The sequence below is a fragment of the Pseudarthrobacter sp. MOO13 genome, assembly GCF_058267655.1.
Window position 1 is genome coordinate 1,635,370 of sequence record NZ_CM177848.1, and the last position, 23,813, is coordinate 1,659,182.

General features: G+C 66.2%; 17 protein-coding genes and 2 tRNA genes. 15 read left to right on the forward strand and 4 right to left on the reverse strand.

Annotated features, from left to right (window positions below):
- The first annotated feature begins 181 nt into the window (after positions 1–181).
- The 3 genes from AC4EEO_RS07665 to AC4EEO_RS07675 all read left to right on the forward strand — a co-directional run bounded on the left by AC4EEO_RS07665 (position 182) and on the right by AC4EEO_RS07675 (position 2,740).
- On the forward strand, positions 182–1,198 hold the full coding sequence (locus AC4EEO_RS07665) for a hypothetical protein (RefSeq protein ID WP_133831674.1): 1,017 nt from the start codon (positions 182–184) through the stop codon (positions 1,196–1,198).
- 88 nt (positions 1,199–1,286) lie between these two features.
- Positions 1,287–1,781 carry a ribose-5-phosphate isomerase gene (locus AC4EEO_RS07670; RefSeq protein ID WP_018761584.1) on the forward strand — a complete coding sequence of 165 codons (495 nt, stop codon included), beginning with the start codon at positions 1,287–1,289 and terminating at the stop codon, positions 1,779–1,781.
- A complete protein-coding gene (locus tag AC4EEO_RS07675) occupies positions 1,781–2,740 on the forward strand; it encodes an Fpg/Nei family DNA glycosylase (RefSeq protein WP_491340197.1) in 960 nt (319 codons plus the stop codon). The genes AC4EEO_RS07670 and AC4EEO_RS07675 overlap by 1 nt, the downstream gene beginning before the upstream one ends.
- Before the next feature lie 45 nt (positions 2,741–2,785).
- On the opposite strand, the gene AC4EEO_RS07680 is transcribed toward AC4EEO_RS07675, so the two are convergent.
- Positions 2,786–2,859, reverse strand: a tRNA-Gly gene (locus AC4EEO_RS07680).
- Between the two features lie 131 nt (positions 2,860–2,990).
- Between AC4EEO_RS07680 and AC4EEO_RS07685 the strand changes: the two genes are divergently transcribed.
- From AC4EEO_RS07685 to AC4EEO_RS07710, 6 genes are all read left to right on the forward strand, one after another.
- A tRNA-Pro gene (locus AC4EEO_RS07685) sits at positions 2,991–3,065 on the forward strand.
- Positions 3,066–3,145: 80 nt separating this feature from the next.
- The gene (gene tig / locus AC4EEO_RS07690; protein ID WP_491340198.1) at positions 3,146–4,543 is read left to right on the forward strand and encodes a trigger factor; all 1,398 of its coding nucleotides are present in this window, start codon (positions 3,146–3,148) and stop codon (positions 4,541–4,543) included.
- 235 nt (positions 4,544–4,778) lie between these two features.
- Positions 4,779–5,402 (forward strand): ATP-dependent Clp protease proteolytic subunit, encoded by a 624-nt coding sequence (locus AC4EEO_RS07695; RefSeq protein ID WP_018761581.1) that lies wholly within the window; start codon positions 4,779–4,781, stop codon positions 5,400–5,402.
- Positions 5,403–5,439: 37 nt separating this feature from the next.
- Entirely contained in the window at positions 5,440–6,099 is a 660-nt protein-coding gene (locus tag AC4EEO_RS07700; RefSeq protein WP_018761580.1) for an ATP-dependent Clp protease proteolytic subunit, read from the forward strand.
- Positions 6,100–6,276: 177 nt separating this feature from the next.
- Positions 6,277–7,557, forward strand: coding sequence for an ATP-dependent Clp protease ATP-binding subunit ClpX (gene clpX / locus AC4EEO_RS07705; RefSeq protein WP_018761579.1), 1,281 nt, complete (start codon positions 6,277–6,279; stop codon positions 7,555–7,557).
- 14 nt (positions 7,558–7,571) lie between these two features.
- Positions 7,572–8,186, forward strand: a complete 615-nt coding sequence (locus AC4EEO_RS07710; RefSeq protein WP_304598357.1) for a mycothiol-dependent nitroreductase Rv2466c family protein — start codon at positions 7,572–7,574, stop codon at positions 8,184–8,186.
- 349 nt (positions 8,187–8,535) lie between these two features.
- Here the strand turns inward: AC4EEO_RS07710 and valS are convergent, their stop codons facing one another.
- On the reverse strand, positions 8,536–11,157 hold the full coding sequence (gene valS / locus AC4EEO_RS07715) for a valine--tRNA ligase (RefSeq protein ID WP_491340199.1): 2,622 nt from the start codon (positions 11,155–11,157) through the stop codon (positions 8,536–8,538).
- Positions 11,158–11,231: 74 nt separating this feature from the next.
- Between valS and AC4EEO_RS07720 the strand changes: the two genes are divergently transcribed.
- Positions 11,232–11,990, forward strand: coding sequence for an SDR family oxidoreductase (locus AC4EEO_RS07720; RefSeq protein WP_491340200.1), 759 nt, complete (start codon positions 11,232–11,234; stop codon positions 11,988–11,990).
- On the opposite strand, the gene AC4EEO_RS07725 is transcribed toward AC4EEO_RS07720, so the two are convergent.
- Positions 11,977–12,990 (reverse strand): endonuclease/exonuclease/phosphatase family protein, encoded by a 1,014-nt coding sequence (locus AC4EEO_RS07725; RefSeq protein WP_491340201.1) that lies wholly within the window; start codon positions 12,988–12,990, stop codon positions 11,977–11,979. The two genes, AC4EEO_RS07720 and AC4EEO_RS07725, sit on opposite strands and share 14 nt — an antisense overlap.
- Before the next feature lie 611 nt (positions 12,991–13,601).
- On the opposite strand from AC4EEO_RS07725, the gene ileS reads away from it, so the two are divergent.
- Genes ileS through ndk form a run of 4 tightly spaced genes read left to right on the forward strand, consistent with a single transcriptional unit; the run spans position 13,602 to position 19,216 of the window.
- On the forward strand, positions 13,602–16,928 hold the full coding sequence (gene ileS / locus AC4EEO_RS07730) for an isoleucine--tRNA ligase (RefSeq protein WP_491340202.1): 3,327 nt from the start codon (positions 13,602–13,604) through the stop codon (positions 16,926–16,928).
- 3 nt (positions 16,929–16,931) lie between these two features.
- Positions 16,932–18,290, forward strand: a complete 1,359-nt coding sequence (locus tag AC4EEO_RS07735; RefSeq protein ID WP_109044460.1) for a bifunctional folylpolyglutamate synthase/dihydrofolate synthase — start codon at positions 16,932–16,934, stop codon at positions 18,288–18,290.
- Positions 18,291–18,293: 3 nt separating this feature from the next.
- Positions 18,294–18,749, forward strand: coding sequence for a DUF4233 domain-containing protein (locus AC4EEO_RS07740; protein ID WP_026264535.1), 456 nt, complete (start codon positions 18,294–18,296; stop codon positions 18,747–18,749).
- A 47-nt stretch (positions 18,750–18,796) separates the two neighbouring features.
- A complete protein-coding gene (gene ndk / locus AC4EEO_RS07745; protein WP_018761571.1) occupies positions 18,797–19,216 on the forward strand; it encodes a nucleoside-diphosphate kinase in 420 nt (139 codons plus the stop codon).
- Between the two features lie 63 nt (positions 19,217–19,279).
- Here ndk and AC4EEO_RS07750 read toward each other — a convergent pair whose 3' ends face one another.
- Positions 19,280–19,948 carry a vitamin K epoxide reductase family protein gene (locus AC4EEO_RS07750; RefSeq protein WP_018761570.1) on the reverse strand — a complete coding sequence of 223 codons (669 nt, stop codon included), beginning with the start codon at positions 19,946–19,948 and terminating at the stop codon, positions 19,280–19,282.
- A gap of 436 nt (positions 19,949–20,384) precedes the next feature.
- Here AC4EEO_RS07750 and AC4EEO_RS07755 point away from each other — a divergent pair, with 436 nt between their 5' ends.
- Positions 20,385–23,777: an Rne/Rng family ribonuclease gene (locus AC4EEO_RS07755; RefSeq protein ID WP_491340203.1), complete on the forward strand. Its 3,393-nt coding sequence runs from the start codon at positions 20,385–20,387 to the stop codon at positions 23,775–23,777.
- Positions 23,778–23,813: the final 36 nt, after the last annotated feature.

Sequence of the window (23,813 nt, forward strand, 5' to 3'; positions counted from 1 at the left end):
AGGAGGGCCTCCAGAGAAGTTTCGGTTGCCGGCCGGTGGTCCCGGTTCCGGCACTGTGCTGCATTCTTTCATCCTTGCAGTCCTTGGCAAGTTGCCCGGGTCACAGCTTGCCCGGGTCACAGCGCGCCGCGGCCCCGGCCGCGTCATTTCCTCCCGGGGTTGCGGGGGTAGCGTTGGATGCATGGGAAAGCTGCTGGATTCGGTGGATGCCAAGGCGCTGCGCTTTGCCCTCGGGTTCCCCGTCGCGCTCGCCGCCGCCTTCGCCTTCTGCGCCTGGCTGCTCCGGCCTGACCTTCCAGACCCGCTCGCGGTGCGCTGGACGGCCGACGGCGGTGCCGCCTTCGCCCCATTCGGCGCCTATGTGGGCGCAGGGGCCGGGGCGATTGTGGTTGCCGGCTGGGTGGTCCTGCTGCAGGCGGTGCCCCTGGGCAGGCCCGTGCTGATGCGCCGGATCATGATGGGCACCGGCTTCTTCCTCAGCCTCTTTATCACCTCGGCCCTGGCGGCAGGCCTCATCGGCCAGGTGGGGCTCGCTGACGCCCGGCAGTCACGCGTGGACATGACCGTCCTGGCGCTCGGGAGCGGCGCTGCTGTTTCCCTGGGCGTCACCATGGCCATGGTCTACAAGGCTGACCGGCAGTGGTCCCCGGACGACGACCGTGCCCTGCAAACCGCCATCGCCAGGGAAACGGACCCGGATCTCGCCTTGGACACCATCCGGTTGTGGGTGCACGCCCGGAGCTCGGTCTTCGTCATGATCGGCATCGCCACGCTGTTCCCGGCAGCGCTGCTCGCCGTCGTGCTGCCGTGGCTCGGGATCCTGCTGGTCCTCCTGGCCGCTGTCAGCACGGCGTTCCTGTTCGCCCGCGTCAAAGCTGACCGCGGCGGCCTGAAGGTCCTGCTTGCCGGAGTGGTACCTGTCATGGATGTCCCCGCCGGCGCCATTTCGGCCGCCAGCGCAGCCGAGGTGAGGGCCGCTGACTACGGCGGGTGGGGCTACCGGCACCATCGCGGCACCGCGGCGATGCTGGTCAGCAGCGGGCCCGCCGTCGTCGTGCGCAAGACGGACGGCCAGCGCCTGGCCGTAAGCGGCGGCACCCTGGACTCTGCGGCACGGCTGGCCGATGTCCTGACCAGGGTCGCGGCCAGGGCACGGCGCGGGGGCGGACCGCCGGCGGTTGGGCAGCCCGGGTCCTGACCCCGGAGCAGTCCTAGTATCCTTATCGGTGTTGTTCCGGCCCCCACCCGGCCGGCCGCCAGCCCACCGAACCGAACGGATCTTGCTCGTGACAACTTCCCCTGCCTTCCCGCGGGTCCACATCGCTACCGACCACGCCGGGATGGAGCTCAGTGCCCACCTGGTGTCCCACCTGACGGGCAAGGGGTACGAGGTGGTGGACCACGGGCCCAAGGTCTACGACGCCCAGGACGACTACCCCTCCTTCTGCATTAACGCCGCCCTCGCCGTGGTCGCCGACCAGCAGGCAGGCGTGCACGCCTTGGGCATCGTGCTGGGCGGTTCCGGAAACGGTGAGCAGATTGCCGCGAACAAGGTCAAGGGCGTACGTGCCGCCCTGGCATGGAACCTTTCCACCGCCACCCTCGCCCGCGAGCACAACGACGCGAACGTTGTTGCGGTGGGCGGCCGCCAGCACTCGGTGGAAGAAGCCACCGAACTGATTGAGGCCTTCCTTGCCGAGCCGTTCAGCAACGATGAGCGCCATGTCCGCCGGATTGGCAAAATCGCAGCCTATGAGGCCACGGGCGAGGTCATCGAGTAGTGCCTGAGGGACATTCGGTCCGCAGGCTCGCCCGGCAGTTCGGAGACGTCTTCCTTGGCGAAACCCTGGCTGTTTCCAGCCCGCAGGGCAGGTTTGCCGGGGGAGCGGCCCTGCTTGACGGGCACGCCCTCGTCGCCGCCGAGGCACACGGCAAGCACCTGTTCCTCCACTTTGACAACGCGTTGGTACTGCACGTCCACCTCGGCCTGTACGGCGCCTGGAGCTTCGGCGGCGACAGCACTTTCGCCGGCGCCTCCAGTATTGGCGCGCCCCGCCGGGTGGGGGAGCGGGAAGCCTTTTCCGGCGGGGACGACGACGGCGGCGAAGCGTACGGGGGTCCGCCGCCACCGGTGGGGGCCGTCAGGGTCCGGCTGGCCGGGAGCCATGGCTGGGCGGATCTGCGCGGGGCAACCACCTGCGAAACCATCACCGCCGCGGAGGCGGACGCCGTCCTGGCCCGGCTCGGACCGGATCCGCTGCGGAACCTGCGGGGCGACGCGGGCCGGTTCGCGGCGAACCTTCGGGCCCGGAAGACGCCGCTGGCTGCGCTGCTGATGGACCAGAAGATCATTGCCGGGGTAGGCAACGTCTACCGCGCCGAAGTTCTGTTCCGGCGCCGGCTGGATCCGTGGCTTCCCGGCGGCGCCGTCGCGGACGGCGATGCCCGGAAGCTGTGGCGTGACGTCGTCGCCGTCATGGCCGACGGCGTCGCCGACGGGCGGATCATCACCACGCCGCCAAAGTACTGGAATCTCAACGGAACCACGACGGCCAAGGCCGCTGCGGCCGGGAATCCCGTGCCGCCCAAGGGCGCGCACTTCCCCGCCCGCGAGGACGTCCACTTCGTCTACAAGCGGCAGGGCCTGCCCTGCAGGGTGTGCCGGACCACCGTGCTCGTCACCGACCTCGTGGGGCGAAACCTCTACTGGTGCCCCTCCTGCCAGCGGCCGGCCGAGTAGGAAAAACGAAGAAGGCCCCTCCATGGAGGGGCCTTCTTGTGTTTATGGAGGGGACGACGGGAATCGAACCCGCGTAATCAGTTTGGAAGACTGAGGCTTTACCATTAAGCTACGTCCCCGAAGGAAGATCCGCTTTTCGCGGAAACTCCGGGCTGGCTGTTGAAGCCGGATACAACTAAACCTAATCCATGGCCTACGTGTCAAATGTGCATTCGCGACGCGTATCACCGTAGACTTGCCTGTGCACTTACGGGGTGTAGCTCAGCTTGGCTAGAGCGCCTGCTTTGGGAGCAGGAAGTCGCAGGTTCAAATCCTGTCACCCCGACTCTGCGGCCAGGACCAGCAGGCCTGGACATCCAACGCGTTTTGCAGAAACCCATCCCACAACCCAGGAGTACTTAGACCGTGAAGAGCGCTGTCGAGAACCTCACCCCCACGCGGGTCAAGCTCAATGTTGAGGTCCCCTTTGAGGAACTGAAGCCCAGCATCGACTCGGCCTACAAGACCGTTGCCTCGCAGATCCAGGTCCCCGGGTTCCGCAAGGGCAAGGTTCCCGCCAAGCTCATCGACCAGCGCGTCGGCCGCGGCTACGTCCTGGAGACCGCCATCAACGATGGCCTCAACGGCTGGTACCAGGCTGCCGTGCAGGAATCCGGCATCCGCCCCCTGAGCCGTCCCGAGGTGGAGATCACCGAGGTGCCCGATCCTTCCGCAACCGACGGCGGCCTGAAGTTCGCCGCAGAGGTTGACGTCCGCCCCGAAATCGAACTCCCGGATTACTCCGGCATCGAGGTCCAGGTCGCCGCCGCGGAATCCTCCGAGGCTGACGTCGACAAGGCCCTCGACGAACTGCGCGGCCGCTTTGGCACGCTCAAGTCCGTTGACCGTCCGGCCGCCGACGGCGACTTCCTGACCATCGACATCACCGCCACGATCGACGGCGAAGAGGTTGACTCCGCTGCCGGCCTGTCCTACCAGGTGGGTGCCGGCACCATGCTCGAGGGCATGGACGAGGCCGTCACCGGGCTCAGCGCGGATGAGGACGCCATTTTCGACACCACCCTCGTGGGTGGCGACCACGCCGGCGAAGCCGCCCAGGTCAAGGTCGTCGTGAAGGCCGTCAAGGAGCGTGAACTGCCGGAGGCGAACGATGATTTCGCCCAGCTGGCCTCCGAATTCGACACCCTTGCCGAGCTCCGCGAGGACCTCGCCAAGCAGGCTGCCGACTCCAAGATCGTCGAGCAGGGCGTCGAAGCCCGCGACAAGGTCCTCGACAAGCTCGTCGAGCTGGTTGAGGTCCCCGTTCCCGACTCGGTGGTCGAAGAGCAGCTTGAAGCCCACTTCCAGGAGGGCAACGGCCACGGAGACGGCGAACACGACACCGAAGAGCACCGCGAAGAGGTCCGCGCCAACACGGCCCGCGCCTTCCAGAACGAAATCATCCTCGACGCCATCGCGGAGAAGGAAGAAGTCAACGTCAGCCAGAACGAGCTGATCGACTACATCGTCACCACCGCCAGCCAGTACGGCATGGACCCCAACCAGTTCGCCCAGATCATCGATCAGAGCGGCCAGGTCCCCATGATGGTCTCCGAGGTCCGCCGCCGCAAGGCACTGGCCGTCGTCCTGGGCCAGGCCACGGTGACCGACACCGAGGGCAACGCAGTCGACCTGAGCGACTTCGTCCGCCCCGGCGGCGAGGAAGTTCCCGCCGAGGAAGCCCCGGCTGAAGCTGACGCCACCGACGCGGCGGAAACCGAAACTGCCGAGGCAGCGGAAACCACTGCCGAGGCCAAGGCATAGTCCTTCCCAGCCGCAGTGAACGGCCCCTGGATCCTTCCGATCCGGGGGCCGTTCGCGTTGGGCGGCAAACCGGAGCGGGGCGCTGTCCGCCGATCGTGCGCCGTCAGCGAACAGCAGTCAGTGCGCGAACAAATCATCCGGGAAACCGGTTAGTGTCCAAGTAGTGATTTTCAGTGATGTCACCGTCACCAGTGAGAGGTAAATAAACATGTCACAGCACTCAGAGGCCCCCCGGATGGCGACCGTCGATCCTGCAGCCCAGGACAACTACATTTACAACCGCCTCCTCAAGGAGCGGATCATCTGGCTGGGCTCGGAGGTGCGTGACGATAACGCCAACGCCATCTGCTCGCAGCTGCTGCTGTTGTCCGCCGAGAATCCTGAAAAGGACATCTACCTCTACATCAACTCGCCCGGCGGTTCCGTGACGGCAGGCATGGCCATCTACGACACCATGCAGTTCATTCCCAACGACGTCGTCACCGTGGCCACCGGCCTGGCAGCCTCCATGGGCCAGTTCCTGCTGTCCTCCGGCACCAAGGGCAAGCGCTACGCCACGCCGAACGCACGCGTGCTGATGCACCAGCCCTCCGGCGGCATCGGCGGCACCGCCTCGGACATCAAGATCCAGGCCGAGCTCATCCTGCACATGAAGAAGGTCATGGCGGAACTGACTGCCGAGCAGACGGGCCAGACCGTGGAGACCATCCTCAAGGACAACGACCGCGACAAGTGGTTCACCGCCACCGAAGCCCTTGAATACGGCTTCTTCGACAAGATCGCCGCGCACGCCGGCTCGGTTTCCGGCGGCGGCGGAACGTCCAACGGATCCTCCGGCGAATCAGCCTCGCAGAACTAACCGGCATCCAGAACCCTTTCGATCAGGAGTAAACACAATGAACTACAACTTTGGGTGGTCCGCCGGGAATCTTCCGTCCAGCCGCTACGTCCTGCCGCAGTTCGAGGAACGCACGCCCTATGGCTTCAAGCGCCAGGACCCGTACACGAAGCTCTTTGAGGACCGCATCATCTTCCTCGGCGTGCAGGTGGACGACGCATCTGCCGACGACATCATGGCGCAGCTGCTGGTGCTGGAGTCCACTGATCCGGACCGTGACATCACCTTGTACATCAACTCTCCGGGTGGCTCGTTCACGGCCATGACTGCCATCTACGACACCATGCAGTACATCCGTCCCGAGATCCAGACGGTCTGCCTGGGCCAGGCCGCCAGTGCGGCGGCCGTTCTGCTGGCCGCCGGTACCCCCGGCAAGCGGCTGGCACTGCCCAACGCCCGCGTCCTGATCCACCAGCCGGCGCTCTCCGGCGGCCAGGGCGGCCAGGCCTCCGACCTTGAGATCCAGGCGGCAGAGGTCATGCGGATGCGCTCCTGGCTGGAGGACACCTTGGCCCACCACTCCGGACGCACGTCGGAGCAGGTCAACAACGACATTGAGCGCGACAAGATCCTGACGGCCGCTGAAGCGCAGGCCTACGGCCTGATCGACCAGGTGCTCGATTCCCGCAAGATCAAACCGCAGGCGATCACGCGGTAGCAGTGCCATTAGCCGGTGCGGCCAAGTTCATTTGGCCGCACCGGCCTTTTCATTCCACCCTTGGCGTCGAATGTGACCTAGAGTGGAAGATGTCACAAACCGGTCCCCGCTGGCCGGAAGAGATTTTTCAGCAACGGCGCAGGGCTGCCTGGCAGCAGGATACTAAGGGGTTCACATATGGCTCGGATTGGCGAGAGCACTGATCTGCTGAAGTGCTCTTTCTGCGGAAAGAGCCAAAAGCAGGTCCGCAAGCTCATTGCCGGGCCCGGTGTCTACATCTGCGATGAATGCATCGAGTTGTGCAACGAAATCATTGAAGAGGAACTCGCCGAAGTCGCGGACCTGGGCAGCTTCGAACTTCCAAAACCGCGGGAGATCTTCGACTTCCTGCAGGAATACGTCATAGGCCAGGAGCCCGCCAAGCGTTCCCTCGCCGTCGCGGTCTACAACCACTACAAGCGCATCCAGGCCGGGCACGCGCCCAAGTCCGGGAGCCTCGGCGACGCCGGGCACCATGACGACGTCGAGATCGCCAAATCCAACATCCTCCTCATCGGTCCCACCGGCTGCGGCAAGACCTACCTTGCCCAAACCCTGGCCAGGCGCCTGAATGTTCCGTTCGCCGTGGCAGATGCCACCGCTTTGACGGAGGCGGGTTACGTCGGCGAGGACGTCGAGAACATCCTGCTCAAGCTCATCCAGGCTGCGGACTACGACGTCAAGAAGGCCGAGCAGGGCATCATCTACATCGATGAGATCGACAAGATCTCGCGGAAGAGCGAAAACCCTTCCATCACCCGGGACGTGTCCGGCGAGGGCGTCCAGCAGGCACTCCTGAAGATCCTGGAAGGCACGGTGGCGTCGGTCCCGCCGCAGGGCGGCCGGAAGCATCCGCACCAGGAATTCATCCAGATCGACACCACGAACGTCCTGTTCATCGTGGCCGGTGCCTTCGCCGGGTTGGAAGAGATCATCGGCTCGCGCTCCGGGCGCAAGGGCATCGGCTTCGGCGCCCCGCTCAACGAAGCCAGCAAGAAGGTCGACTCATACGGCGAAGTCATGCCGGAGGACCTGCTGAAGTTTGGCCTGATCCCCGAATTCATCGGCAGGCTTCCTGTCATCACCACCGTCTCCAACCTGGATCGTGACGCCTTGATCCAGATCCTGTCCACGCCAAAGAATGCCCTGGTGAAGCAGTACCAGAAGATGTTCCAGATTGATGGCGTGGAACTGGTGTTCGACGACACCGCCCTGGACGCCATCGCGGAGCAGGCCCTTGAGCGCGGCACCGGTGCCCGCGGCCTTCGCGCCATCCTGGAGGAAGTCCTGCTTCCGGTGATGTTCGATCTGCCAAGCCGCGAGGACGTTGCCAGCGTGGTCATCACCGAGGATGTGGTGCTGCGGGGCGCCGAACCCACCCTGATTCCGCACGCGGCCAAGCGCCGCAAGTCTGCCTGACCGAGAGGATTTTCGTGACTGCACCCGCCAAGAACAAAGCCGATTTCTGGTTCGACCCCCTGTGCCCGTTCGCGTGGATTACGTCCCGCTGGATTGGCGAGGTGGAGGCCGTCCGTGACATCGAGACCGAATGGCACGTCATGAGCCTGGCCGTCCTGAACGAGGGCCGCGATCTTGAGCCGGCCTACCGGGAATCCATGGACAACGCCTGGGGTATGGTCCGCGTGATCATCGCGGCCCGCGAAGGGCACGGCCCGCAGGTCATCAAGCCGCTGTACGACGCCATGGGAACCCTGATCCACGAGCGTGGGGAGAAGGACCGGTCGGAGGTCATTGCCAAGGCCCTCGCCGAATGCGGCCTCCCAGAGTCCCTCGCCGACGCCGCGGCCACTGACGCTTTTGACGCTGAGCTCCGGGCCAGCCACGAGGAAGGTATCTCCCTGGTGGGCCAGGACGTTGGGACGCCGGTGGTGGCCTTCAACGGAACAGCCTTTTTCGGCCCCGTCCTGACCCGCATTCCGCGCGGCGAGGTTGCCGGGCAGCTGTGGGATGCCACCACCGCGATCGCCGGCTATCCCCACTTCTTCGAGCTGAAGCGCAGCCGCACTGAGAGCCCCGAGTTCGACTAGAACCCGGTTCGATTGCACGCCAAGGGCCCCGGGGGAACTACTGTCATGTAGTTCCCCCGGGGCCCTTGCACGTGGCCCGGCACGGGAGAACAATGGTTCTTACCCACTTCGAAAGAAGCGGGACGCAGGAACCAAAGATTCAGTGATATGCAATTTCGACGCAGCCATCGGCAAAGTCGAAAGCAAGCTGCCAGTGACGGAGCAGTAAGACCTGGAAACTCAGCGGATCCTGCCAGACCATCGGACAAACGTCACCAGATGGCCGAAAAGTCGAAGCCCCACCAACGGCAAAACGCTGATGGGGCTTCCCCTTTGCCCTGGAACCAGGGCGGCCTGACGGGACCGGGTGTCAGGCCTTGGCGGGCTCGTCGCTCGCGGCGAGGGCAACGTCGGTGACCGCAAGATCCCCGTCACCCACCACCAGGGTAATTTCGCGGGCGTTTGATGCCGCCTTCAAATCCGCCAGCCCGGCCCGCAGCTGTGCCGTCAGGGCCTCAGTTGCGGTGATCGTGGCAGACAGCACCTCGGTCCGCTGCTTGACCTTCGCCTCGGATTTGGCCTTGCGGACTCCGCTGAGGGCAATCCCCACCGTGGCCAGCATGGTGGTGTCCCCGCCGGGAATCTCCAGCGCCGACGGCCATGCTGCGCGGTGGACTGAGCCGCTGCGCCACCAACTCCAGACTTCCTCCGTGGCGAACGGGAGGAAGGGGGCAAAGAGCCGCAGCAGGGCGTCCAGGGTGGTTGCCAAAGCGGCCAGCACCGACGCCTGCTCTGATTCGCCGGCGGCACCGTAGGCGCGGTCCTTGATCAGTTCCACGTAATCGTCCGTGAACTGCCAGAAGAACGATTCCGTGAGTTGCAGGGCCCGGGCATAGTCGTAGTTCTCAAACGCCTTGGTGGACTGGGCAACGACGTCGGCAAGTTGCGCCAGCAGTGCGCGGTCCAAGGGGTTGGTCAACACCGAAAGATCGTCAGAGAGGACAGAGTTTTCGGTGGCGCCCAGGTTCAGCACGAACTTGGAGGCGTTGAGCAGTTTGATGGCCAGGCGCCGGCCGATCTTCATCTGCGCAATCTCATAGGCGGTATCGGCCCCGAGGCGCGCAGAGGCGGCCCAGTAACGGACCGCATCCGAGCCGTACTCATTCAGCACATCCGTGGGGACAACGACGTTGCCCTTGGACTTGGACATCTTCTTGCGGTCCGGGTCCAGGATCCAGCCGGAGATGGCCGCGTGCTTCCAGGGCGCACTCTCCTGGAGGGCGTCGGCGCGGACCACAGAGGAAAACAGCCAGGTGCGGATGATGTCATGGCCCTGGGGGCGGAGGTCGAACGGGTACACCTTCGCGAAGAGGTCCTCGTCGCGGCTCCAGCCGCCCACGATCTGCGGGGTCAGGGATGACGTGGCCCAGGTGTCCAGGACGTCGGCATCTCCGGTAAAGCCGTTTGCCTGGTCGCGCTGCGTCTCGTCGAAGCCGGGCGCGGCGTCCGCTGCCGGATCCACGGGAAGCATGTCGTCCGAGGGGAGGATGGGGTGGTCGTAATCCGGGTTGCCCTGCCCGTCCAGCGGGTACCAGACCGGAATGGGCACGCCGAAGAACCGCTGCCGGGAGACCAGCCAGTCGCCGTTCAACCCGGCGATCCAGTTCTCGTAGCGGGACCGCATGAACGAGGGGTGGAAGTCGATCTCCTTGCCGCGGCCGATCAGGCGTTCGCGGCGGTCCTCGTCGCGGCCGCCGTTGCGGATGTACCACTGGCGTGAGGTCACAACCTCGAGCGGCTTGTCGCCCTTCTCGAAGAAGTTCACCGGGTGGGTGATCTTCTTCGGCTCACCGTCCAGCAGGCCGGCTTCCTTGAGCAGTTCCACCACGGCCTCCTTCGCGGAGAACGCCGTCTTGCCGGCAATGGCCGCGTATGCCTCCTTGCCGGACTCACTGGTGATCCACTCGGGGGTTTCGCCGATGATGCGGCCGTCACGGCCCATGATGGCGCGCGTGGGCAACTGCAGTTCGCGCCACCAGGTGACGTCAGTCAGGTCGCCGAAGGTACAGACCATGGCGATACCCGAGCCCTTGTCCGCCTTTGCCAGCGGGTGGGCCTTGACCTCCAGTTCGACGCCGAACAGCGGCGACGTCACGGTCTTGCCGAACAGCGGCTGGTACCGCTCGTCGTCGGGGTTTGCCACCAGCGCGGCGCACGCGGCCAGCAATTCCGGACGTGTGGTCTCGATGAAGATCTTTTCGCCGTCTTCGGTGAAAAAGGGGTAGCGGTAGTAGGCGCCGGGAACTTCGCGGTCCTCCAGCTCTGCCTGCGCCACCGCCGTGCGGAACGTCACGTCCCACAGGGTCGGGGCCTCGGCCATGTAGGCGTCGCCGGCGGCCAGGTTGGCCAGGAAAGCGCGCTGTGACACGGCACGGGAGGTGTCATCGATGGTGCGGTACGTCAGGTCCCAGTCGACGGACAGGCCCAGGGTCTGGAACAGGTTTTCGAAGACCTTCTCGTCCTCGACAGCCAGTTCCTCGCAGAGTTCGATGAAGTTCTGCCGGGACACGACGTCGAAATCGCGCTGGTTCTTGGCCGGCTGGGCCGGTGGCCGGTAGTCGGCGTTGTACGGAACAGCGGGGTCGCACCGCACGCCGTAGTAGTTCTGCACGCGCCGCTCGGTGGGCAGGCCGTTATCGTCCCAGGCCATGGGGTAGAAGACGTTCTTGCCCGTCATGCGCATGTAGCGCGCCTGGACGTCCGTCTGGGTGAAGGAGAACATGTGCCCCACATGCAGGGAACCCGACGCGGTGGGCGGGGGGGTATCGATCGAGTAGACCTGCTCCCGGGTGGTGTCGGGGTTGAACTTGTAGGTTCCTTCGGACAGCCAGCGCTGGGTGAGCGTGGCTTCCAAGCCTTCGAGGGCCGGCTTGTCCGGAACGTTGATGGGGGCGGTGGTGGGCGTGTCTGTACCCTGCGTGTCTTCAGCCATTGGGCAATTCTTTCATGCCCGCTTCAATCCCACCCAACCAACGCCGGGCCGCCCGGTCCCGTTAGGGTGGTGCCATGACTGAGGACTTGCAGAAAAAGGCAGCATTGGTGACCGGAGCGAGCAGCGGAATCGGGGAAGCATCCGTCCGTGCCCTGCGCGCAGAAGGCTGGACAGTCTTCGCCGTCGCGCGCCGGGCAGACCGCCTCGCCACCCTGGCGGGTGAGACAGGCGCCGTGGCGATCCCGGCCGATATCGCAGAGGACGACGACGTGTCCCGGCTTCTTGCCCGGGTCACCGATGCGGGCGGCATCGATACGCTCATTAACATCGCCGGCGGCGCCCGCGGCGCCGACAGGGTAGGAGATGCCAGCACGGAGGACTGGGAGTGGATGTTCCGGGTCAACGTCCTGGGAACCATGAAGCTGACCCGCGCTTTCCTGCCGATGCTCCGCGCCACCGGCCGGGGCACCGTGCTCAACCTGACGTCGACGGCGGGACTGGACGCCTATGAGGGCGGCGGCGGCTACAACGCGGCCAAGTTCGGCCAGCACGCCATGACCAATGCCCTCCGCCTGGAGGAAGCGGAGCACAACCTGCGCGTCATTGAGGTGGCGCCGGGCCTGGTGCAGACCGAGGAATTCGCGCTTAATCGGCTGGGCGATGCGCAGGCCGCCGGGAAGGTCTACCAGGGGGTGGAAAAGCCGCTGACCGCGGCGGACGTCGCGGACGTGGTCCGATACGCCGTCTCCGCCCCGCACCATGTCAACCTGGACCAAATCGTTGTCCGGCCTGTGGCGCAGGCCGCGACACACAAATTGATCAGGAAGGGCTAGGAGCCCCGACGTGCAGGGTGGCAACCACCGCCGCATGGTCGGTGCCCGGAACCGGCTGGACTGAATAGTTCGTGGACCTGATGTCCGGGCTGGTCACCAAATGGTCCAACGTGATCCCGGGCAGCCGGTAGTCGCGCATCGGCCAGGTGGGCACGAGCCTCGTTCCCAGCGAGGCGGCCACGTCCACGAGGCTTCGGGTCCGGCCGGTTCCTGCCAGCAGCGACCGGAATTCGTGATGGTCGCAGGTGGCGTTGAAGTCGCCGGCCAGCAGCAGCGGTCCGGAGCCGGTGTCCACTCTCCCCACGGCCGAGAGGTCGCTGCGCCATTGCCTGACGGCCGCGCCTACGGGCGCCAAGGTGTGAACGGCCACCACCCGCAGGGCCGTCCCGCTGTCATCGGCCAGTTCGAGGCTGGCCACGGGCATGGTGAATTGGGTGCCGGGCAGCACTCCGGACTCTTTGAGCCTGTAGGTGGAATAGATGGCGGCGCCGCCTGCGCCCTCCCTGGCATGGGCAACGCGGTGGGGGAGCAGCTGGTCCAGGCCGGCCGCCGTCAGCCTCCGTGCCAGCGCGGGCGTGTACTCCTCCACGGCCAACAGGTCCACGCGCCGGTCACGGACCATCCCCACGATGCTGGGTGCGTCCGCACCGCCCAGTTCTGCGTTAATGGTCATGGCTACCAGCGTGACCGGCGCTGCGGCCTCGACCGCAGGCTCCCTGATGTCCAGTGGAACAAGCCACAAAACCTGGACCCCCAGCAGGACGGCTGCCACAGCCTGCTGCCAGCGGCGCCGCCCCGCGAAAGCCAAGGCAAGTGCTGCGGCGCCCGGGACTGCGAGCCACGGAGTGAAGGCCACCAGTTGCACCCCAAGCACCGGCCAATCGGCTGGTATTGCACGGAGGGCTGTTCCCGCCGCCACAGGCAGGACCGCGGGAAGAAACAGCCACCTGCACACCGCAGCCGCCCGCGCGCCGGGGGAAGAACCTTTCGATGCTGTCATGGGGCGAGTCTAGGCACCCCATGCCCCGGGTGTGATCGTGTTGGACATGGACGTCTCCTCTTTGAGGCATTGCCTGGCCTCGACTACATCTACTCCGCCAGGATCGACAAGGCCGCAGGTTCAACGTTGAGGCTCCAGCCACGGGGCCAACCCTGTGGCAGATCGGTATCCCCAACACATCGGCTGAAGAATTCCACGTCCACGGTGGGCTGGCCGATCCTGCGATGCCGGCCAAGGCACCCACCAGCGGCAACCGGATGCAGCCGATGGCACCGTGCCGCCACCCCGGCCTTCGGAATGGCACTGGACGCGGCGGAAATAGTAGACTGGCCAGTGGCTATGACCCGGCAATCACCGGTGAGCTTCCGGAAGAACACGCTGCCGCCCGTCAACGGCGGCCGCGCCAGTAGAACCGGACGGGTAAGCCCGTCACAGCAGTCAACGAGAGGCCGGTGCGGCGCCCGTTCCGCGAGGGACACGCAGTGCCGGTAAGTGAGGTGGTACCGCGGTGAGCGTGCAGTCCGAGGACGGCGCGGACGCCGTCCTCGCATCCTGAACGGAACAGCCGGCCCGCGCCGGAGGTTCACCGCGCCCAACCCAGGATGTCGAACATGACGTTTTACCCCAAGGCCTCAGCCTCCAGCACCCCAGCCAGCGGCAATGCCGGCGTTTCCGCCTCCGTGAAGTTTCCGGAGATCGAAGAGCGCATCCTGAAGTACTGGGACGAGGACGGAACGTTCCAGGCCAGCATCGACCAGCGCAGCGCGGATGCCCCCGGCGGCGAGCCGGGCAGCAACGAATTCGTGTTCTACGACGGCCCGCCGTTCGCCAACGGCCTGCCGCACTACGGCCACCTCCTCACCGGTTACGCCAAGGACCTCGTGGGCCGCTACCAGACCCAGCGCGGGCGCCGCGTCGAGCGCCGCTTCGGCTGGGACACGCACGGACTGCCCGCCGAGCTCGAAGCCATGAAGCAGCTGGGCATGACGGACAAGACCCAGATCGAAGCCATGGGCATCGACAAGTTCAACGACGCCTGCCGGGCATCCGTCATGAAGTACGCCGACGAATGGCGCAGCTACGTCACCCGCCAGGCACGCTGGGTGGACTTCGACAACGACTACAAGACCCTGAACGTCGAGTACATGGAGTCGGTGCTCTGGGCCTTCAAGCAGCTGCACGACAAGGGCCTGACCTACAACGGCTACCGCGTCCTGCCGTACTGCTGGAAGGACGAGACCCCGCTGTCCAACCACGAGCTGCGCATGGACGACGACGTCTACAAGAACCGCCAGGACCAGACGGTCACCGTCACGTTCCCCATCCTGGCCGGCGACTCCGCGCTGTCCAAGCAGCTCGACGGCGTCCAGGCCCTCGCCTGGACCACCACGCCCTGGACGCTGCCCACCAACGCCGCGCTCGCCGTCGGCCCCGCCATCACCTACGCGGTGCTCCCCGCCGGACCCAACGGCGTCAAGGCTGCCTCGGCCGACGCCCCCGTGACGGGCAGCTTCCTGCTGGCGGCAGACCTGCTGGGCAACTACGCCAAGGACCTCGGATACGACAGCTTCGAGGACGCCGAGGCGGCGGTCTTTTCCACCCACACCGGTGCCGAACTGGAAGGCCTGGAGTACCGGCGGCTCTGGGACGACTTCGCCGACAACGAAAAGTACGGCATGGAGAACGCCTGGCGCTTCCTGGTGGCCGACTACGTGACCACCACGGACGGTACCGGTATCGTGCACCAGGCTCCGGCCTACGGCGAGGACGACCAGAAGGTCTGCGAGGAAGCCGGCATCCCGGTGGTGCTCTCCGTTGACGAGGGCGCAAAGTTCCTGCCCCTGTTCAAGCACGGCGAACTCCACGACATTGCCGGACTGCAGGTCTTCGAGGCCAACAAGCCCATCACCCAGGTGCTCCGCGCCCAGGGCCGGCTGGTCCGCCAGGCGAGCTATGAGCACAGCTACCCGCACTGCTGGCGCTGCCGCAACCCGCTGATCTACCGGGCCGTGTCCTCCTGGTACGTCGAGGTCACCAAGTTCAAGGACCGGATGTCCGAACTGAACCAGGAGATCAACTGGATCCCCGGCAACGTCAAGGACGGCCAGTTCGGCAAGTGGCTGGACAACGCCCGTGACTGGTCCATCAGCCGCAACCGCTACTGGGGCAGCCCCATCCCGGTGTGGCAGTCCACGGATCCCGACTACCCGCGCACCGACGTCTACGGTTCCCTCGCCGAACTCGAAGCGGACTTCGGCCGCCTGCCGCTGAACAAGGACGGCCAGGTGGACCTCCACCGCCCGTTCATCGACGAGCTCACCCGGCCCAATCCGGACGATCCCCGCACCCCGGAAGAGGGCCAGTCCGTGATGCGCCGGGTCGAGGACGTCCTGGACGTCTGGTTCGACTCCGGCTCCATGCCCTACGGCCAGGTCCACTACCCGTTCGAGAACGAAGCCTGGTTCAACACGCACAACCCGGCAGACTTCATCGTGGAGTACATCGGACAGACCCGCGGCTGGTTCTACATGCTGCACATCCTCTCCACGGCGCTGTTCGACCGCCCGGCGTTCCGGAACGTCATCAGCCACGGCATCGTGCTGGGCTCCGACGGGCAGAAGATGTCCAAGAGCCTGCGCAACTACCCGGACGTCTCCGAGGTCCTGGACCGCGACGGCTCCGACGCCATGCGCTGGTTCCTGATGTCCAGCCCCATCCTCCGCGGCGGCAACCTGATCGTCACCGAGCAAGGCATCCGCGACGGCGTCCGCCAGGTCATCCTGCCGCTCTGGAACGTGTACAGCTTCTTCACGCTCTACACCAACGCCGCAGACGGCGGCCGGGGTTACGACGCCACGCTGCGCTACGACGGCTACGCGGACACCCTGGACCAGTACCTGCTGGCCAACACCGGCGACCTGGTCCGGAACATGACGGCCCAGCTGGACTCTTATGACATCTCCGGTGCCTGCGACTCGCTGCGCAGTTACCTGGACATGCTCACCAACTGGTACGTCCGCCGCAGCCGGCAGCGGTTCTTTGATGAGGACAAGGACGCCTTCGACGCCCTGTACACGGCCCTCGAGACCGTCACCCGTGCCGCGGCGCCCCTGCTGCCGCTGGTGTCCGAGGAAATCTGGCGCGGCCTGACCGGCGGCCGGTCCGTGCACCTGGCAGACTGGCCGGACGCGGGCCTCTTCCCCGCAAACCCCTCCCTCGTCGAAGCCATGGACCGGGTCCAGCAGATCTGCTCGACAGGATCCTCGCTCCGCAAGGCAGCCAACCTGCGCGTCCGGCTGCCCCTGCAGGAGCTCACCGTGGTGGCACCGGGTGCCGGTGCGCTGGACGGTTTCGCCGCCGTCGTCGCCGATGAACTCAACTTGCGCGCAGTCCGCCTGCTCGACGCCGAGAACGCGTCCCCGGAGGAATTCGGCATACAGCAGAAGCTGGTAGTCAACGCCCGCGCCGCCGGCCCGCGGCTGGGCAAGAACGTCCAGGCCGCGATCAAGGGCGCCAAGTCCGGCGATTGGTCAGTGGACGACGACGGTGTGGTCACCGCGGGCGGGTTGCGCCTGGAGCCCCAGGAGTACAACTTGGAGACCGTCGTGGCGGATTCCGATGGCGGTGACGGCGGTTCCAAGGCCGTGGCCGTGCTGCCCGGTGGCGGCTTCGTGGTGCTGAACACCGAAGTGACCCCTGAACTTGAGGCCGAAGGCCTGGCCCGCGACATGGTCCGCGCCATCCAGCAGGCCCGCAAGGATGCCGGACTCAATGTCAGCGACCGGATCCGCACCACGGTAACCGCCGCGCAGAACGTCGTGGCCGCCCTGCTGGCGAACGCCGAACTGGTCAAGGGCGAGACCCTGACCGTTGACCTGGCTGCCGAACCGGCAGACGTGGACGAACCCGCCGTCGTGGTGGAAAAAGTGGAGGCCTAGGACATGACCGACGAATTTTCGGTGGAAAGCGTCTACGCGGAACTGCTGGGCCGGGCGCCGGAAAACAAGATGGAGCCTCGCCTGGCTCCGCTGTTCCGCGCCATGGACGTCCTCGGCGAACCCAACAAGGCGTTCCCGATCATCCACGTGACGGGAACCAACGGCAAGACCTCCACGTCGCGGATGATCGAGTCGGTGCTCCGCGCCCATGGCCTGAGCACGGGGCGGTACACCAGCCCGCACCTGTCCAAGGTCACCGAGCGGATCAGCATCGACGGACACCCCGTGCCGGATGAGACGTTTGTGCGGATCTGGGACGAAATCCGGCCCTACCTGCAGATTGTGGATTCGGAACTGGAAGCCGAGGGCCAGCCGCGGCTGACGTACTTCGAATGCCTCACCATCCTTGGCTTCGCCATCTTCGCTGACCAGCCGGTCAACGTGGCCGTCATCGAGGTGGGCCTGGGCGGCATCACCGATGCCACCAACGTCGGGGACGGCCAGGTCTCGGTGGTTACCCCGATCTCCTTGGACCACACCGACCTGCTCGGTGACACCACGGAGGACATCGCCCACGAAAAGGCAGGCATCATCAAGCCCGGCGGCTACCTCATCAGTGCCGCCCAGCCCATCGACGCGGCCCAGGTCCTGCTGGAGAAGGCCAAGGAAGTTGGCGTGCCCTTCCGCTTCGAGGGGGTGGAGTTCGGCGTCGAGTCACGCACCGTGGCCGTGGGCGGCCAGATGGTCACCATCCAGGGCATCGCCGGGCGCTACCCTGACCTGCTGGTGCCCCTGCATGGATCCCACCAGGCCCAAAACGCCGCCGTGGCGGTCGCCGCACTGGAGGCGTTCTTTGGCGGCGAAAAGGAACTCGACTTCGAGGTCCTGCAGGAAGGATTCGCTGCAGTGACCTCGCCCGGCCGCCTGGAAGTGGTGCGCACGGCGCCCACCATCGTCGTGGATGCCGCACACAACCCGGACGGCATCCGGGCCTCCGCCGCCGCCCTGCAGGAAGCATTCACGTTCACCAAGCTGGTTCCGGTAGTGGGCGTACTCAAGGAGAAGGACGCCGAAGAGATCCTGCGCGAACTCAAGGAATCCCTGGGCGGCCTGGCAGACGAGTACTGCTTCACCCAGTCCAACTCCCCGCGCGCAGTTCCGGCAGCCGAACTCGCCGAGCTCGCCATTGACCTTGGCTTCGGCGAAGACAAAGTGCACATCGCCGAGAAGCTGGACGACGCACTGGAATGGGCCGTTGAGCGGGCCGAAGCCAACGACGACCTCTCCGGCGCCGTCCTGGTCACGGGCTCCATCACCCTGGTGGCTGAGGCACGGATCCTGCTCGGAAAGACTGAGGCGTAATCCATGGCCAGACTGACAAAGGCACAGCGCGAGTGGCGCCCCGGGATGCCAAAGAAGCGCCGCTCCACCAAGGTCATGTTTGCCTCCACGGTGCTGCTCCTGGAAGCGTTCGTCATGTTTTTCGCCACCCTCGCGGTGTTCGGCCTGCGCCGGGAGGAGTTCCCGCCCGCCCTCATTTTGGGCGTGGGCCTTGCCCTGAGCGCCGTCATGGTGATGGCCTGCGCGGTCCTCAATAAGCCCTGGGGGGTGGCGCTGGGGTGGATCCTGCAGGTCATCCTGATCCTGACCGGCATCTTTGAGCCGGCCATGTTCCTGGTGGGCGCCCTGTTCGCCATCGCCTGGTGGTACGGGATCCGCACCGGCATCCGGCTTGACCGTGAAGCGGCGCAGCGCGCCCGCGAGCAAGCTGAATGGGAAGCCTCCCACCCGGACCAGGCCGCCGGCCCGGCCCAGCCATAGTCCCCGTAGACTTGACCTGAAACCCCACCCGAACCCTTGGAGCAGTTGTGACCACAGAGCGCACCCTCGTCCTGATCAAGCCCGACGGCGTCGCCCGTAACCTGACCGGCGCCATCCTGGCCCGGATCGAAGCCAAAGGCTACAGCCTTGTTGAGCTGAAGAAGGTTGACGCCACCCGCGAACTGCTGGAGCAGCACTACGAAGAGCACGTGGGCAAGCCGTTCTATGAGCCGCTGGTGGAGTTCATGCTCAGCGGCCCGGTCGTGGCAGCCATCTTCGAAGGCCACCGCGTCATCGAGGGCTTCCGTTCACTGGCCGGGACCACCGATCCCACCACGGCGGCGCCGGGCACCATCCGGGGCGACTTCGGCCGCGACTGGGGCCTGAAGGTCCAGCAGAACCTGGTGCACGGCTCGGACTCCACCGAATCCGCCGGGCGCGAGATCAAGATCTGGTTCCAGGGCTGACAGGCCCCGGAACAGCAAGAAGCCCTTGGTTCTTCGGAACCAAGGGCTTCTTTCGTCTGCGGCCTAGAAGCCGGAGGTACCTGCGAACACCTGGATGAACGCAAAAAAGATGGTGGCGATGACGGCAACATACAGCAGCGCCGTGATGATCCAGCCGGAGTCACCGAGGATGCGGGTTGCCCGGGCGGGCAGGGGGATCACTCCTGCCGTGATGTTCCTGATGGTGGTCCAGACGAAGAGCGGGATCATGGCCGACCACACGATCATGCAGAACGGGCACAGGATGTGGATGGAGTACAGGGCCTGGGACCACAGCCACACGACGAATGCGAAGCCCAGCGTGACGCCCGCCTGCAGGCCAACCCAGTACCAGCGGGCGAAGGTGGCGCCGGCGAGCAGGGCCATGCCCACGGTAATGATGATGGCGAAGGCCACGATTCCGATGAACATGTTGGGGAACCCGAACAGTGAACTCTGCCAGGTCTGCATGACCTGGCCGCATGAGATCCACGGATTCACATCGCAGACGGTGGTGTGGTTGGGGTCCTTGAGAACCTCGAGCTTCTCCAGGACAAGGGTTCCGGAGGCAAGCCATCCCACGATTCCAGTGATGACCAGAAGCCAGCCGAACGGCCGGTTCCGGGTCATCCGGGGAAGGTTTTCGGCAGCAGCGGTGCGCGGCGCAACGGCTCGATCGCTTTCGTGGGCGCTGACGGGGGAGATGCTGGGCATGGGTGTGGCGTCCTTTTCATCCGGTGCTCCTGTGCCTGATTGTAACGCCGGTGGCTGGTCCCGCCACCCAGGAAGGCAGGAGCAGCGCGGGCCTCCGCGGCGATCCGGCCCGGGTATGAGAGAATGAACGTGGCTGGAAGCCGATCCACATTCGGACTCCGGTCCGGTGGTTTGTTCCCAAGACCGCCAATGATGAGCAGGGCAGGCTTCGGAATTCTCCGGCACTCCCGCGACTCCATTGAGCGGCACCTGGTTGTGGCACGCAGAACAACGGGTTTCAGAACATCCACCGGCTCCTGTGGGCTGCCGCACCCCAATGACGGTGCGAACCCGGGAGCATCCATTTGACTTCTGTCAACGCCTGCGGGTTTTGACAATATGTGCCCCAATGGGTGCCGGATGTGGCGGTACGTCAGGGGCAGGAGTGTAGCCACATATGGATATTGATCGAGAACTGGCCGTTAACGACGAAGCAGTGGCCCCGGAGGCCGCTGCTGCACCGAAGAGGGCTCCAAGGGTCCGGCGCAAGGCGGCGCCCAAGGCTGCCGAAGCCGTAGCGGACGAAGCTGCCGCACCAGAGCCTGCGGCCGACGCGCCGGTGGAAGAACCAGCCGCGGAGAAGAAGGCCCCGGCCCGCCGCACCCGCGCCCGGAAGAAAGCCGACGCCGCCGAACCCCTGCCCGCGTTCGCCGACGACGCTGCGTCCACCACCGCCGCAGCCGTTGCCGCAGTTGAGGTATCCGCACCGGCGCCGGCCGATGAGGCCCCGGCTGCCGGCCCCGCCCCGGATGCCGAGGCGGACGTCGAAACGAAGCCTGTGCGCCGCCGTCGGGTAGCCACCCGCAAGGTCGCTTCCCCGGCTCCGGCCCCGGAAACTGCAGCGGCGGAAGCTGCTGCCGCCGCTCCGGTGCAGGACGCCGTGGAGGAAACCGCAACGGAGGAAACCCCCGAGGCGTCTGTTGCTGCCCCGGAAGCCGCCGCCCCCGCGGTCGAGGAGGTCCCGCAGGCGCCGGTGCAGGCACAGGAGCCCGCCGCCGCACCTGCAGCTCCCGAGGCCGGAAGCGACGCCGCGTCCACGGCGGCAGCAAGCCCCTTTGGTTCGCTGTTCCTGGAACCAGGTTCCCCCACGTCAGTCCTCTTCCAGGCGCCGGACCTGAGCACCGTGGTCCGCCCCGCAACGCCCGCGGCGGAAGAGACCGACGAGGAAGAGACCGACGACGCAGACGATTCCGCCAGCCGCCGCCGGCGCCGCAGCCGTGGCCGCCGTGGCCGCAGCCGCATCGGCGAGCGGACAGATGAAGACGTCGAGGGCGGCACCGATGACGCCGATGCCGAAGACGAAGCCGACGAGGACGCCAACGGGCCACTGGAAGACGGCGTGACCTCCCGCCGTCGCCGCCGCCGCCGCCGCGGTGACCAGGACCTGGAGTTGACCGGTGGGGAAGGCGACGATCCGCCCAACACGGTGACGAGGGTCCGTGCGCCGCGCGCGGTCAGCGAAGCGCCGGTCAACAACCGGGTCACCAGCGTCAAGGGCTCCACCCGCCTTGAGGCCAAGAAGCAGCGCCGCCGCGAATCCCGCGATACCGGCCGCCGCCGCACCGTGATCACCGAAGCCGAGTTCCTGGCCCGCCGCGAATCCGTGGACCGCCAGATGATCGTCCGGCAGCGCGACGACAGAATCCAGATCGGCGTCCTCGAAGACGGCGTCCTGGCTGAGCACTTCGTGTCCAAGACCCAGCAGGACTCGCTGATCGGCAACGTCTACCTGGGCAAGGTCCAGAACGTGCTGCCGTCCATGGAAGCCGCTTTCGTGGACATCGGACGCGGCCGCAACGCCGTGCTCTACGCCGGCGAGGTCAACTGGGAAGCCGTCAACCTCGAAGGCAAGCAGCGCCGGATCGAAAACGCCCTGAAGTCCGGCGACACTGTCCTGGTCCAGGTGACCAAGGACCCTGTGGGCCACAAGGGCGCCCGCCTCACCAGCCAGATCTCCTTGCCCGGACGCTACCTGGTGTACGTGCCCGGCGGCTCCATGACCGGCATTTCCCGCAAACTGCCGGACGTCGAACGCAACCGCCTCAAGCGCATCCTCAAGGACCGCCTCCCCGAACACGCCGGTGTCATCGTCCGCACCGCCGCAGAGGGCGCCTCCGAAGAGGAACTCACGCACGACATCAACCGGCTGCGCGCACAGTGGGAAGGCATCGAAAGCCAGTCCACCTCCACCAAGGTCCTTGCCCCCGAACTGCTGTACGGCGAACCTGACCTGACCATCAAGGTGGTCCGCGACGTCTTCAACGAGGACTTCTCCAAGCTGATCGTCTCCGGCGAGGAAGCCTGGGACACCATCGAGGCCTACGTCACCTACGTCGCCCCGGACCTGGTGGGCCGCCTCGAGAAGTGGACCAAGGACCAGGACATCTTCTCCGCCTGGCGGATCGATGAGCAGATCCACAAGGCACTCGAGCGCAAGGTGTTCCTGCCCTCCGGCGGATCCCTGGTCATCGACCGGACCGAAGCCATGACCGTGGTGGACGTCAACACCGGCAAGTTCACCGGCAGCGGCGGCAACCTCGAGGAAACCGTCACCAAGAACAACCTCGAAGCTGCCGAGGAAGTGGTGCGCCAGCTGAGGCTGCGCGATATTGGCGGCATCATCGTGATCGACTTCATCGACATGGTGCTCGAATCCAACCGGGACCTGGTCCTGCGCCGCCTCGTCGAGTGCCTGGGCCGCGACCGGACCAAGCACCAGGTTGCCGAGGTCACGTCCCTGGGCCTGGTCCAGATGACCCGCAAGCGCATGGGCACGGGCCTGCTGGAAGTCTTCGGCGAGCAATGCGAGGCGTGTGCCGGACGCGGCGTCGTGACCCATGACGATCCTGTGGAGCACCGCCGCGCCAACATCGTGGCGGCCGAACACCACGTCCAGCGCGCCGACAACCGTCCCGAAGCCCGCGGGGAGGCCCACCGCCCCGACGGACAGCGGACCGATGCCGGCCAGCCCGGTGCACGCCCCGAGCGGAAGCGCCGCCGTGGACGCGGCGGCCAGCAGGCCGAGGCAGTACCGGCGCCGGCAGTGCACGTGCACACTGTGCAGCCGGATCCCGGTGACGCCGAGCGGCACGCCAAGGCTGAAGCCACCCGGCTTGCGTTGGCCAACATCGCCGCGGCGGCCCACGCGGCGCACCTCCACGACGACGAGCTGGCAGCTGCCCGGCACGCGCCGGCGGAGCAGGCTACGGCCCCGCAAGCACCGGTCCAGCCTGCACCGGCAGCTGACGGGGAAAGGCACGACGCCGATACGCACGGGCGTCCCGCGGCGGTCCTGACGTTCGGCGGCGAGAAAGTCCCGCTTCCGTTCGTGGAGCACGCGGAGGAGCAGCAGCCCAAGCCCGCCCTGACGCTGGACCGGCTCGCGGAAGCATTCGCGCACCTCGGCCAGCCGGTTTCCGCCGTCGAGGACGCTCCGAAAAATCCTGCAGCGGCTGAACCGGCACCGGAACAGGCCGCACAGGAGCCCCGGCCGCAGGGCGGCGAAGCCCCTTCGCGGGCCGCGGAAGCACCGGCTGAAAAGGACTACTCCGACCACACGCTGGAGCAGACAAGGCAGCGCAGGCCGCGCCGCCACCGGGCCGCCAGCCGAGCCCAGGGCGCCGCGAACGAAACCGCCGTCCAGCACCATGAGAACGTCCAAGCCGCAACTACCGGGCACTCGCACGCAGCCAAGGCCCCCGAGCCCGCGAACCAGCAGCCCGCTGATAGCGGCAAGCGTTCCGAGGAACCCATCATCCTCGGCGTGGGCGTCCCGGCTTCGGAGCTCTAAATTCCGGCAGACCACGGCGTCGCTAGGTGAAGTCCC